This window comes from Pseudomonas sp. HMSC067G02 (genome assembly GCF_001813485.1).
GTDB classification, from domain to species: domain Bacteria; phylum Pseudomonadota; class Gammaproteobacteria; order Pseudomonadales; family Pseudomonadaceae; genus Pseudomonas; species Pseudomonas aeruginosa.
This window is the reverse complement of the sequence record NZ_KV812703.1, coordinates 1-11,136: the sequence shown is the minus strand read 5'-3', so window position 1 is coordinate 11,136 and position 11,136 is coordinate 1. Positions and strand designations below refer to the sequence as shown.

11 protein-coding genes and 1 pseudogene are annotated in these 11,136 nt (G+C 65.2%); 3 read left to right on the top strand and 9 right to left on the bottom strand.

Going from position 1 to position 11,136, the window contains the following annotated elements; translation table 11 throughout:
• Nucleotides 1-22: 22 nt before the first annotated feature.
• A complete protein-coding gene (locus HMPREF2914_RS33095) occupies nucleotides 23-310 on the bottom strand; it encodes a hypothetical protein (protein ID WP_003088136.1) in 288 nt (95 codons plus the stop codon).
• 165 nt (nucleotides 311-475) lie between these two features.
• On the opposite strand from HMPREF2914_RS33095, the gene HMPREF2914_RS33090 reads away from it, so the two are divergent.
• Nucleotides 476-862, top strand: a complete 387-nt coding sequence (locus HMPREF2914_RS33090) for a hypothetical protein (protein WP_003115740.1) — start codon at nucleotides 476-478, stop codon at nucleotides 860-862.
• 13 nt (nucleotides 863-875) lie between these two features.
• Here the strand turns inward: HMPREF2914_RS33090 and HMPREF2914_RS22605 are convergent, their stop codons facing one another.
• The 8 genes from HMPREF2914_RS22605 to HMPREF2914_RS22570 form a co-directional block, all read right to left on the bottom strand.
• The gene (locus tag HMPREF2914_RS22605; protein WP_023091926.1) at nucleotides 876-1,499 is read right to left on the bottom strand and encodes a glutathione S-transferase family protein; all 624 of its coding nucleotides are present in this window, start codon (nucleotides 1,497-1,499) and stop codon (nucleotides 876-878) included.
• Nucleotides 1,500-1,587: 88 nt separating this feature from the next.
• Entirely contained in the window at nucleotides 1,588-1,977 is a 390-nt protein-coding gene (locus HMPREF2914_RS22600; RefSeq protein ID WP_003088144.1) for a hypothetical protein, read from the bottom strand.
• The gene (locus tag HMPREF2914_RS22595) at nucleotides 1,974-2,711 is read right to left on the bottom strand and encodes a hypothetical protein (RefSeq protein ID WP_003088145.1); all 738 of its coding nucleotides are present in this window, start codon (nucleotides 2,709-2,711) and stop codon (nucleotides 1,974-1,976) included. Before HMPREF2914_RS22595 ends, HMPREF2914_RS22600 begins: the two co-directional genes overlap by 4 nt.
• On the bottom strand, nucleotides 2,708-5,137 hold the full coding sequence (locus tag HMPREF2914_RS22590; RefSeq protein WP_023091925.1) for a penicillin acylase family protein: 2,430 nt from the start codon (nucleotides 5,135-5,137) through the stop codon (nucleotides 2,708-2,710). Before HMPREF2914_RS22590 ends, HMPREF2914_RS22595 begins: the two co-directional genes overlap by 4 nt.
• A 25-nt stretch (nucleotides 5,138-5,162) precedes the next feature.
• A complete protein-coding gene (locus HMPREF2914_RS22585; RefSeq protein ID WP_009314568.1) occupies nucleotides 5,163-5,786 on the bottom strand; it encodes a 2OG-Fe(II) oxygenase in 624 nt (207 codons plus the stop codon).
• Nucleotides 5,787-5,802: 16 nt separating this feature from the next.
• On the bottom strand, nucleotides 5,803-7,077 hold the full coding sequence (locus HMPREF2914_RS22580) for a fatty acid desaturase (RefSeq protein ID WP_003102695.1): 1,275 nt from the start codon (nucleotides 7,075-7,077) through the stop codon (nucleotides 5,803-5,805).
• Between the two features lie 18 nt (nucleotides 7,078-7,095).
• Nucleotides 7,096-8,265, bottom strand: a complete 1,170-nt coding sequence (locus HMPREF2914_RS22575; RefSeq protein WP_023091924.1) for a hypothetical protein — start codon at nucleotides 8,263-8,265, stop codon at nucleotides 7,096-7,098.
• A 5-nt stretch (nucleotides 8,266-8,270) separates the two neighbouring features.
• Complete coding sequence (locus HMPREF2914_RS22570; protein ID WP_003102692.1) at nucleotides 8,271-9,038, bottom strand: sterol desaturase family protein; 768 nt, start codon at nucleotides 9,036-9,038, stop codon at nucleotides 8,271-8,273.
• 761 nt (nucleotides 9,039-9,799) lie between these two features.
• Here HMPREF2914_RS22570 and qscR point away from each other — a divergent pair.
• Both qscR and phzA read left to right on the top strand, forming a co-directional pair.
• Nucleotides 9,800-10,513 (top strand): quorum-sensing transcriptional repressor QscR, encoded by a 714-nt coding sequence (gene qscR / locus HMPREF2914_RS22565; RefSeq protein WP_023091923.1) that lies wholly within the window; start codon nucleotides 9,800-9,802, stop codon nucleotides 10,511-10,513.
• Nucleotides 10,514-10,994: 481 nt separating this feature from the next.
• Nucleotides 10,995-11,136, top strand: a pseudogene (gene phzA / locus HMPREF2914_RS22560) (phenazine biosynthesis protein PhzA); the annotation flags it as partial.

Here is an 11,136-nt window from a genome sequence, read left to right as displayed (position 1 = left end):
GATGGCTGCGAAGGAGAGTCGATCAGGCCAGTTGCGCCGGGTCGAGCATGTCGCTCTCGAAGGTCATCCAGCCGCCGTTCTCGCTGGCCGCGCCGTCGAGGATCGGGCCGTAGTAGGTGAGACCGATGGTCAGGCTGAAGCAGATGTGGGTGGCGTTCTCCGGGGCGTCCAGCTGGCCTTCGAAGTGCAGCTTGAGCACGCCCGGCTCGACGCTTTCCAGGCCGATGGCGACGTTCGGGTTGTCCACGGCCTCGCTTTCGCGGCCGCGTTGCTCGGCGCTGACGGTGAGGGTCACGGTGTCTCGGTACATGTCTTGCTCCAGTTGGCGTGGGGCCGGCGTCGCCAGCGCGGCGGACAGACTACTGGCAGACGCGCCGGCTGGCCAGTGCTGGCTGCGGCAGGCGCCGCGCGGGGCCTGGGAATCATTCGCCGGCGGCGCAGTCCAACTGCGCATCACCAACCGACCCCCGAGGGGATGATGAAGCTACCCGTGCTGGCTGTATTGGGCGCCGCGCTGCTGTTGAGCGCCTGCGCGAAGAAGGAGGCCGAGGCCTGTGCCTCGCCGGACGTGAAGGACCAACTGATGCGGATCTTCCTCCAGGGCGCGATCACCGAGCGCTCGCCGGAGTTCAAGGACAGCGCGCTGCGCGACGTGGCGATCCTCGAGAAGGATCCCGACAGCGGCGTGCTGTCCTGTGTCGGCACCCTCAGCGTGCCGGCCGGCCAGCAGGTGGTCGAGGGCGTCCTGCAATATCGCATCGCCCCGGTGGCCAAGTCCGACTACGACTACCTGCTGCTGGATACCGCCGGCGCCAACACCACCGCCCTGGCGCAGCGCCTGAACAAGGCACTCGGCCAGTGATCGCGCGCCTCGCTCAGGGTACGCCGTTGCGGCCGTGGGCGAGGAAGCCGGGACGGGCGCCGAGGCGCTCGTAATAGGCGCGCACCGCTGGCAGCGACGGATGCTCGAACGGCGTCTCGTACCAGCGGTTGACCGACAGGCCGATGGCGATGTCGGCCAGGCTGAAGGTCTCGCCGGCGACATAGGCGCCGGTGCGTAGCAGTTGTCCCTCGAGGATTTCCATGAAGCCCGTCCAGCCGCGCAACGAAGCCTCCACCTGGGCCGCGTCGCGGTGCGCCGGCGACTGCCGGACCAGGCTAATGAAGGCATAGCTCCACGAGCGGTTGAGGTCGGAGGCCTGCCAGTCCAGCCACTGGTCGACCCGCGCGCGCGGCGCCGCCTGCTGCGGATAGAGGCGTTCGCCGGCATAGCGGTTGGCCAGGTAGCGGATGATGCTGTTGGATTCCCAGAGCACCAGTTCGCCGTCGCGCAGCACCGGTACCATGGCGTTTGGGTTGAGGGCGAGGAATTCCGCCGCGTGGGTGTCGCGGAAGCCGCTGCCCCAGTCTTCGCGGCGGTAGGGCAGGTCCAGTTCGGCGCAGGTCCAGAGCACCTTGCGCACGTTGATCGAAGAGGCCTTTCCGAGAATCTCCAGCATGGCGATGGCGCGTCCTTGGGCGGATAGGAAGGCTCCGAGTATACGGGCCGATCCCGCCGACGGGGAACGGCTCGAGCGGGGGCGCCGGCTAGGCGCCGCTGGCTTGCCGGCGACCCGGGCGGCGGCGCGCCCAGAGGGCGAAGTAGAGCCAGCCGATGACGAACGATGGCGCCACGCTCGCCAATGGATGCGGCGTGCCCGAGAGCCAGTGCAGCGCGGCCATCGGCGCGGTCAGCAGGAGCACCACCAGCAGGGGCGCCTGGCGTTGCGCAAGGCCGTGGCGGCGGCCGAGACATTGCAACAGGTACAGGCCGAAGCGCGTCGCCAGGAGACTCGCGGCGCCCTGGAGCAGGGCGGCGACGCCCATCCCGGCCAGGCCGCCGTCCTGGTTGGCATAGGCCGCCCAGGCGCCGTAGAGCACCGCGGCCGGCAGCGCCGCCAGCCACGGGTCGTCGGAGCGCTGCGCGAGTCCGCTCACCGGATGATCCTCTGCTGCACGTAGGGTTCGGCACCGGGCGCGAGGCGGACCATGCAGAGGATCTGGTCGCTGCTGCCGACGTGGGCGACGAAGTGGTCGTTGGTCCTGGCGTGGCTGGACATCGCCATGCGCGGGAAGAAATCCGGGGCGACGCTGCGTTGCCCGCCGGGTATCAGGCCGGTTTCCGCATCCAGGCGCAGGTTGGCGGACAGCGTGCCGACCACGTCGAGGGCCAGGTCGACCATGTCCGGGCTCTGGCGCGGCGCTTCCAGGTCCGGGTACAGCGTCGCTCCCGGGATCCGCGCGCTGAGGGCGCGGAACATGTTGTAGACCACCGGGTTGTAGGTCTTCGCCACGATCAGCGGCGGCAGCCCGCCGTTGCGCTCGCTGACCTGGCGCAGGAAGAACTGGTTGATCCGCTTGAACAGGCTGGTGCGGTGGTAGCGGTCGACCACCATCGCCGTCCACAGGTAGAGGAAGCGTGTCGAGCCGCGGACGAAGTCCTTCGCGCCCAGGATGCCGATGATCCGTTCGCCCTCCGGGTCGGTCGCCAGCACCAAGTGGTCGTAGGTCTCGAAGATATCCGGCTGGTTGCCGAAGTATTGCAGCACGTCGAACTGCGGCATTCCCTCTTGCAGGTCGGCGACTATCTTGCGTTTGAAGCCCTCGGGGAATTGCCGTTCGCGGCTGGAGTAGTCGAGGTCGAAGGCGTTTTTCTGCGGATCGCTGGTCATGGTCGTGGCTCGCCGGAGGAAGAGGCTGAAGGGCGCAGGACCAACTGGCGGTCCGTCGCGTCGGGGGCGTCGTCGGCGATACGGATGTACGCGCCGCGGGCCCAGAGTTCGTTGAGGTCGGTGGCGCCGTCGAACGGCAGGCCGGAGTTGCGGGTGGACAGCGCGTAGCGCGAGTTGTCGAAGTCCGCCAGGTCGATGACCATCCGCAGGGTCGCGGCGATCCGGGTGTTGAACGGGTTGGCCGGGTCGCTGTAGTCGAAGCGCCCGACGTTGACGCTGAAGTTGTCGCCGCCCTTGTTGTTCTTCAGGTCGAACAGCGTGCGCAACGGGGTCTTGTGGAAGGGCACGTGCTCGGCGAGGGCGGCGTGCGCCTCGCCCCACTTCCAGCCGTCCGGCGCGCTTCCGTGGGCGGCTCGCAGTTCGTCGAGGGCGCTGCGCAACGACTGGTTCAGCTTGAGGTCGCAGCCTTGTTCCTGGCCGCACCAGAAGCGCAGGTCGGCCTGGCCGTCGAGGATCAGCCGGAGGAATCCGTCGTAGTTGCGCTGGTTCCAGCCGCTGGCCAGCAACTGCGTGCCGATCCTCGGTTGCAGCAGCTCGCGGGTGAAGGCGCGTACCCAGTAGCCGGCGATCAGTGGCGCGGCCAGGTCGGCGGCGGCCTGGTGGTTCCAGCCCTGGAGCAGGGCGAAGGCCTCGCTGGCGCGCAGTTCGGGATCGCTGACCTGCTCCAGCATCTTCGGCAACAGGCTCGCCATCACGCTGGAGAACTCGTCGTTCTGCAACTCCAGGCTGTCTTCCAGGGTGCGCTGGCCGGGGCCGCCGAGCCACTCGCGGATGCGGTCGTAGCGGTAGGGCAGGACCCAGTCGTGGCCGAAGTCGAAGGCATTGTCGGGCGGCACGATGCGCTGGTTCGCCGTGGCGATGAACCCTTCGCGCGGGTTGAGGCTGCGTGGCTTGGCGCTTTCCGGTACGTAGCCGACCCAGTCGTAGCGGCTCTCCCAGCCGGGCGAGGGGGCCAGGCCATGGAGGTCGTCGTCGGCGCCGCGGAGCGGTACGCGACCGGCGGAGACGTAGCCGATGTTGCCCTCGACGTCGGCATAGACCATGTTCTGCGGCGGTACGCCGAAGTCGGCGGCGGCGTCGAGGAACTGTTCCCAGCCTTCGGCCCGGTTGATCGCCAGCAGGCTCGGGAAGGTCTTGTCGTGAAGGTCGAGGCCGGTCCAGGCCAGGGCGATCACCAGCCGGTCGCGCTGCGCCTGCGGCAGCCGCGCCGGTTCGTAGATGTCGCTGATCACCGGGCCGTGGCGGGTGCTGTGGACCTCCAGCGAGACCGTCTCGCCGTCGCGCACGGCGATGCGTTCCAGGCGCGTCTCGAAGGGCCGGTAGCCGTCCGGGGTCAGGTAGCGCCGTGGGTCCTGGGGATCGACGCGCTCCAGGTAGGCGTCCTGGATGTGCGAGCCGGTATTGGTGTAGCCCCAGGCGATGCGCTGGTTATGGCCGATGACGAACAGCGGGGCGCCGGCAAAGTTGGCGCCGGTGAGGCTCAGGCCGGGGATCTTCAGGCTGGCCAGGTAGAAGGCCGCCGGGTTGGTCAGGCGCAGGTGCGGATCGTTGGCCAGCAGCGGCTTGCCGGTGGCGCTGCGGCTGGCGGAGACCACCCAGTTGTTCGAACCGATGCCTTCGACGTTGGAACCGGGCAGTTGCCCCAGCAGCTTGCCGGCGTCCGGCGTGCCGCGCAGGGAGCGGTACAGGCTGGCGTAGTCGCGGGTGGCCGGCGGCCGCTCGCCCGGATAGGGGGCGAACACCTCGTTGATCCGCGCCAGGTCCAGGTGCTCGGCCAGCGCCAGGCGCTGCAACTGCATGCCCAGGTTGGCGCTCAGGGTCCAGGAATAGAGCAGGTGCAGGGACAGGCTGTCCACCGGCCCCCAGGGCCCCGGCCGCTCGTGGCGCACCAGGCTGAATTCCAGCGGCAGCGCCGCCGGGGCCAGCTCCAGGTAGGCGTTGATCCCGTCGCTGTAGCGTTGCAGCAGGACGCGCGTGGGCGCGTCCAGGTTGGCGTAGATGCCTTCGGCGGTGCGTCGGAAGCCCAGGGTGCGGGCGAACCTGTCCATCGGCAGGGTCTTGGCGCCGAACACTTCGGAGAGCGTCCCGCCGGCATAGCGGCGGGCGAACTCCATCTGCCACAGGCGATCCCTGGCGTGGCTGTAGCCGAGCAGGAAATAGCCGTCCTCCAGGCTCTGCGCGCGGATATGCGGGACGCCGGCGGCGTCCCAGGCGATCCGCCCCTCGTGTTCCAGGCCATGGCCGACCTGGATCTCGCCGTACTTGAAGCCCAGCGGGACGGCCAGCAGGTAGACCGCGCAGGCCAGTAGCCCCAGCAGCAGGCCGCCGAGGGACAGGCGCCAGGCGTAACGTGCGTTCTTCGACATCGCTTCGAGTCTCCACGCCGACGGGTCAATAGACCCGACGGTTCCGGTCCGCATGGCGACTGACGAAGAACACCAGCGAGACGCGCTCGCCGGCGGTCACCCGCTGGACCTCGTGGGGATAGCTGCAATCGCTGATGATCACCGAGCGCGGCTCCGGCTTGATGTCGTTGCGCAGGTTGCCATCGCGGTCGTAGACCACGAACTGGCCGCCGGCGAAGTAGGTGCCGAGCTGCAGGACGATGGAGTACTGGTAGTCCGGGTTGCTGTCGGTATCCAGGTGCCGGCCGATGAACGAGCCGGCCTTCATCCGGTTCACCTGCATGCGCCGCACGTAGAAGGCGTCGTCGCCCATCAGCTTGCGGAACAGGCTCATCACGTTGTCGTTGCAGACGCGCGGGATGATCAGCTCCGACAGCGCATGGTTGACCACCGTGGGACGGTCGCGGTCGGTCATGAAACGGGCCACGTAGAGGTCGTTCTCCTCGTCGGCGTCGCCGATCAGGATCTTCTCCCACGGCAGGGTCGAGTTGGCCAGGACCTGGTTCATCAGTTCCCAGTCCTGCTCGTCGTAGAGCGCGTCGCTGGGGGTGATATAGGCGCAGCCGTTGGCTGCCAGGCTCTGGGTGATCTGGGCAATCTGAGTATTCATGGGGTTTCCTGTGTGATCAGGCGGTAGCCTGGGATGCGGGTTGGTTGGTGTGGGGCTGGTTGGCGGCATCGGTCTCCGGAGCGAGCCGGGCATGGTTCTCGCGGTACCAGTCGACGATTCCGAACGGGTCCGACTGGCCGCGGCAGAGGTGGTCGCGCAGGATCAGGAAGTTCTCCCACATGCCCCAGGTCTCGGTCATCGGGCCGAACTTCGAGGGGCGCGCCTCGTTGGCCGCGCGCTCCGGCGCGATGCGCCAGAAGTTCACCCCCGGCTTGCGGTGGTGGAAGTCGTGGCTGGGCAGGTCCTGCATGAAGGAGAACACCCGCAGCGGGATGTCGATCAGCAGCACGCCCAGGCTCCAGCGAACGAACGCCAGGGCGAAGGCCAGGCCCTGCTTGTCGGCCGGGTAGGGGCGGCCGAGGAAGCGTCCCCAGCTCAGCGAGCCGTAGTGCAGGAAGCGCGGCAGGCCGTGCTCGTTGCGGGCGAACCAGAGGTGCTCGGAGACGTGCTGGATCCACGACGAGTACTGGGTGAGGATGAAGATCGGGAACAGGTAGAACAGCGCGAACGCCTCCAGGTAGCCGCTGGCGTACACCAGGCCGAGCAGCGCGGCCCAGTAGAGCGCCCGGCTGACGCGCTCGTGGCGCGGGGCGGAGACGAAGCTGACGTCGAAGCGGAACTTCAGGTGCTCGAGGATCCGCGCCGGATGGAAGGGCGCGAGCACCAGGCGGGTCCAGAAGGCGCTCTCGGACATGCCCTTGTAGAAGCCGTGCTGCTTCATGAAGACCAGGTCGACGTCGTGCTCGGTATTGAAGGTGCGCACGCTGTGGTGTTCGTTCACGTGCAGCTTCACGTACTCGTCGCGCGGGGTGTGCAGGATCGGGATCGACAGGATCCACTTGCAGGTGAAGCGGGCCAGCGCCTTGTTCTCCAGGCTGGCGCCATGGGTGGTGTAGTGGAAGGTATGGAGGAAGCCGCGCTGGCGGTTGACCACCAGGCACATGATCAGCGCGCCCAGCAGGCACTTCAGCCACAGCGGCTGCTGCGAGGCGAGCAGTTGCTGGCCGTAGATCACCGCGAGGAAGAACACCGCGTAGCCCCAACTGATGTGCAGGTAGAGCTGCCAGGGCTTGAGCAGGGTGTCTTTCGGCCGTCGCGGCGGGCGGTCGTTCAGCGACTTGCCGGTGACCCAGGTCCAGAACGGCTGGCAGGGCAGATCCTTGTAGGTACGGCGCACGTCGATGCCGTATCCGTACTTGGAGTATCGGGTCTTGAACAGTTCATCTTGCATGGCGCAGGCGCTCCCTGGTTACAGGTAGTCGGTTCGGATGTAGAGCGTCGGGACGGTCGCGAAGAACGAGTAGAACGGCTCCATCCGGTAGTGATCGACGGCCAGCACGACGAAGTTGTCGAAGCGCTCGCCGAAGAGTTTTCCCATCAATGCGTACTCGGCGGCCTGGGAGACGAAGCTGGCCCAGATCTGCTCGCGCGACTGGCTGGCGAACCATTTCTCGTAGAGCGGCAGGCGCGACAGGAAGATCGATTCCAGGGCCGGGTAGTCCAGCCCGGTCTGGCCGTAGTCGCCCTGTTCCAGGCGCTGGACGATCTCGCCGTGGGCCCGGTGCCAGCCGTCCTCGCCGCCGCACATCTCGAAGAACGAGCAGGTCGCGGCCGGGCAGGGCAGGGCCCCGGCGATCCGCTCGAGCTGGCGCTCGACCTTGCCGAGGAAACCCTCGCGGGTCTCGCCGGTGGCGGGGTTGCGGTTGAACGACAGGTACTCGAACTCGCCGCCGAGGATTGCGTGGCGGATTTCCACCTGGCGCGCCCTGGCCAGCTCCGCCACCGCCTGGCCGGCGCTGACCAGCTTGGTGCCGGCCAGGCCGGGCTGGTCGCCGACTCGCTCGAAGGTGTAGCGCGGCTTGCCCTCGGCATCGCTGGAGTGCGAGTAGTCCGGGCATACCGCGCTCACCAGGTGCAACGGACGGCCTTCGCCAGCGGCGCGCTCCAGCGCCTCCACCAGGCCGCGCAGGGCCCGCTCGCTGGGCGGCATGACGTTGCCGGCGGCCAGCCAGCGCTCGATGTCGCGGGCGTGGCGGTCGAGCTGCGGGATGTCCGGATGCTTGAGTTCCAGCTCGCTCTTGGCGTTGACCGCATCGGCCAGGAGCAGGGTGGTCAGGGACGGGATGCGTCCCTTGCTCTTGAAGCGGTGGATGTTGGTGACCACCGAGTTGCCCTGGCGCAGCTTGAAGTCGAATTCCTGGTGGCGCGACTGGAGGATCAGGTAGAACAGGTAGTTGCTGAACGGCAGCTCGCGCGCGCCGTGGGAGATGCGCAGCTCCAGATACCTGCGTTTCAGTTCGCCGAGGCGCGTTTCCAGTTGCGCATAGGTATGGTCGGGGACCACTTCGGCGAGGGGGAGGCCATACGAGATGGATTTCAATATGTTCCGGCTGAGACGGGAATCGATGTCTGGAATCATGGCGTTCACCTGACGTCGGGCTTGACCAGGACGGGAGCGGGCTGGGTTTTTCCGGGGAGGCTGTGCACGTCGCGGAACAGCAGCATGTCGACGAACTGCTGCTCCTTGTCGCCGGCGAAGCCCTGCGGCTCGTCGATGCGGCGGGGGTTCTCGTAGGTGCCGAACAACATGTCCCAGATCGGGAAGTCGCTGTAGTTGCACTCGTGGCGGTCGCGCTGGTGGTGGATGCGGTGCATCTCCGGGCGCTGGAACAGGTAGCCGAGGACGTGCGGGGTGCGCAGGTTCGAGTGGTAGAACATCTCGCCGAGCGCGGCGAACATGATGTAGTAGGCGCCGGCCTCGATGCTGATGCCCATCACCACGTAGGCGACGAAGCTGCCCAGCAGCGAGTTGAAGACCATCTCGGTCGGATGCTTGTAGAAGGAGGTGAATACCTCGATGCGTTGCGGCGCGTGGTGCAACTGGTGGAACAGCCGCCAGAGCGTGTCGTTGGCGTGGCGCGCGCGATGCCACCAGTAGGTGACGAAGGTGTTGACGAAGTAGGCGGCGAAGCCGGCCAGCAGTGGTGGCAGGGCATCCGAGGTGTGCAGCAGGCTGTGCCCCATCATCCATTTGTTCCAGGTGATGCCGGCGAGCAGGGCGATCGACACCTGGACGATGTTGAGGAAGATCACCCGGGCCACCCAGGTGCTCACCTTGGGCAATTTCCAGCCGGGAACCAACTGTTCCAGCATGAAGATGAATAGCGCCACTCCGATCAAGTAATAAATCATATTTATCTCCTCTTCCTTAGGGGCGGACGCCATGCGGAACTTTCATCGATACGAAAGGCCAGCGTCCTGTTTATTGTCTGAAGCACTTCTCGGCAGGCTGCGGTTATCGCTTCGCTATATTCGGAAGGCGATCTCGGTCAGGCGTGGATAGCTTGTCCATGGTCGAATGGAGCGCTCTTTTTAATTGCCTCAGAATGCGCTTCGTGAAAATCGGCACGGACAATGAAATGCCTGGTCGAATTAAATTGTCACAGCCCGGCAGGGACAACCTGCCCTTCCGGGCAGGTATCTGCGGAGAGATAGGGGGGGAAGTATGTAGTTGCCATTTCTGGTCCCCGGGGAGCCTCGTCGACGAGGCCCGCCATGGGCCAAGGTTTGTTGTCGGGAGGCCCTCCCGACGACGATGGAGCGTGCGAGAAGAACAATGAGAAAGACCGCCGTGAGGCCCATCGGAGAGCCGTTCTACGGTTTCCGCAAAGATCCGGGGCGCCGTCCCCTCCAGCACAGCGCAGTTCCTGCGCGGCGCCTCGTGTCCGTGCTCATCGAGAAATTCTCTTCAGCCTCGTTTCGTCGTCGCCCGGCGGGCGGCGAATGGGCTCGACCTCGTCCGGAACACCCGCACAGGGCCGGCGGCGATATGTACTTCCAGGTCCGGCTTGATAAAGGGAATTGTCATGAGTGGATAAGACGGAAACAAAAAAGAATAAAAACGCTGAAGAACCGAATCCTGCCGGGATCGATTGTTGACTGGTGAAGCTGGCATGCATGATGAGAGAGAGGGATATCTCGAGATTTTGTCAAGAATAACAACCGAGGAAGAGTTCTTCTCCCTGGTTCTCGAGATATGCGGTAATTATGGATTCGAATTCTTTTCATTCGGTGCGCGGGCGCCTTTCCCGCTGACCGCGCCTAAATATCATTTCTTGTCCAATTACCCAGGGGAATGGAAAAACAGATATATCTCCGAAGACTACACATCCATCGACCCGATCGTGCGCCATGGTCTCCTGGAATACACCCCGCTGATCTGGAATGGCGAAGACTTCCAGGAGAACCGTTTCTTCTGGGAGGAAGCGCTGCATCACGGCATCCGTCACGGCTGGTCGATCCCGGTCCGCGGCAAGTACGGGCTGATCAGCATGCTGTCCCTGGTGCGTTCCAGCGAGAGCATCGCCGCTACGGAAATCCTGGAGAAGGAATCCTTCCTGCTCTGGATCACCAGCATGCTGCAGGCTACCTTCGGCGACCTGCTGGCGCCGCGCATCGTCCCGGAAAGCAATGTGCGCCTGACCGCCAGGGAAACCGAGATGCTCAAGTGGACCGCGGTGGGCAAGACCTACGGCGAGATCGGCCTGATCCTGTCGATCGACCAGCGCACGGTGAAATTCCATATCGTCAATGCGATGCGCAAGCTCAACTCCAGCAACAAGGCGGAGGCCACCATGAAGGCCTACGCCATCGGCCTGCTCAACTGAATCGACGCCTCGTCGCCTAGCGAGGCCGCCGCGCAAGCGTCCGGCCATTCACCGAATGGCCGGATAGCGTTTGCGCCGGTCGCCTGAGCGCAGCCTTCCCACCGGCAGCGTTTCCCCGCTGCCCCCTTCGCCATTGCGCCCGTCCTCCTGTTGTCCGGCACGCTAGTGCAACTTTCCGGACGCTTGGCAAACCGGCCAAAGAATAGAACGGAATCGATGCCCCACACCTGTAATTTTTAAGGGGTTATGGCTATTGCAAAAAAGCGTTTATAAGTTTGTCCCCTGTCAAATCTGGTTACAACTGGGTTTCAGGCGAAACATTCGGTCATGGCAATTCGGCATTAGTTGAAACTTTGGAGACGCTCCGAAGCGGGCAACTTTTGCCCGGAAAAAGCTTCACGGCAATTTCTCCGGCCTGTCATCCCGATGTCTTCTTTCCGGTATGGATGCCAGTCGATTCGAACTGGCGGAGATTCGCACCATGCGAGAGTACCAACGGTTGAAAGGGTTTACCGACAACCTGGAATTACGGCGGCGCAACCGTGCCACGGTCGAGCACTACATGCGCATGAAGGGGGCCGAACGGTTGCAGCGGCACAGCCTGTTCGTCGAGGACGGCTGCG

Excerpts from the sequence above, each read along its gene's own strand:
- HMPREF2914_RS33095 (WP_003088136.1), bottom strand. The coding sequence starts at position 310 with ATGTACCGAGACACCGTGACCCTCACCGTCAGCGCCGAGCAACGCGGC.
- HMPREF2914_RS33090 (WP_003115740.1), top strand. The coding sequence starts at position 476 with ATGATGAAGCTACCCGTGCTGGCTGTATTGGGCGCCGCGCTGCTGTTG.
- HMPREF2914_RS22605 (WP_023091926.1), bottom strand. The coding sequence starts at position 1,499 with ATGCTGGAGATTCTCGGAAAGGCCTCTTCGATCAACGTGCGCAAGGTG.
- HMPREF2914_RS22595 (WP_003088145.1), bottom strand. The coding sequence starts at position 2,711 with ATGACCAGCGATCCGCAGAAAAACGCCTTCGACCTCGACTACTCCAGC.
- HMPREF2914_RS22590 (WP_023091925.1), bottom strand. The coding sequence starts at position 5,137 with ATGTCGAAGAACGCACGTTACGCCTGGCGCCTGTCCCTCGGCGGCCTG.
- HMPREF2914_RS22585 (WP_009314568.1), bottom strand. The coding sequence starts at position 5,786 with ATGAATACTCAGATTGCCCAGATCACCCAGAGCCTGGCAGCCAACGGC.
- HMPREF2914_RS22580 (WP_003102695.1), bottom strand. The coding sequence starts at position 7,077 with ATGCAAGATGAACTGTTCAAGACCCGATACTCCAAGTACGGATACGGC.
- HMPREF2914_RS22575 (WP_023091924.1), bottom strand. The coding sequence starts at position 8,265 with ATGATTCCAGACATCGATTCCCGTCTCAGCCGGAACATATTGAAATCC.
- HMPREF2914_RS22570 (WP_003102692.1), bottom strand. The coding sequence starts at position 9,038 with ATGATTTATTACTTGATCGGAGTGGCGCTATTCATCTTCATGCTGGAA.
- qscR (WP_023091923.1), top strand. The coding sequence starts at position 9,800 with ATGCATGATGAGAGAGAGGGATATCTCGAGATTTTGTCAAGAATAACA.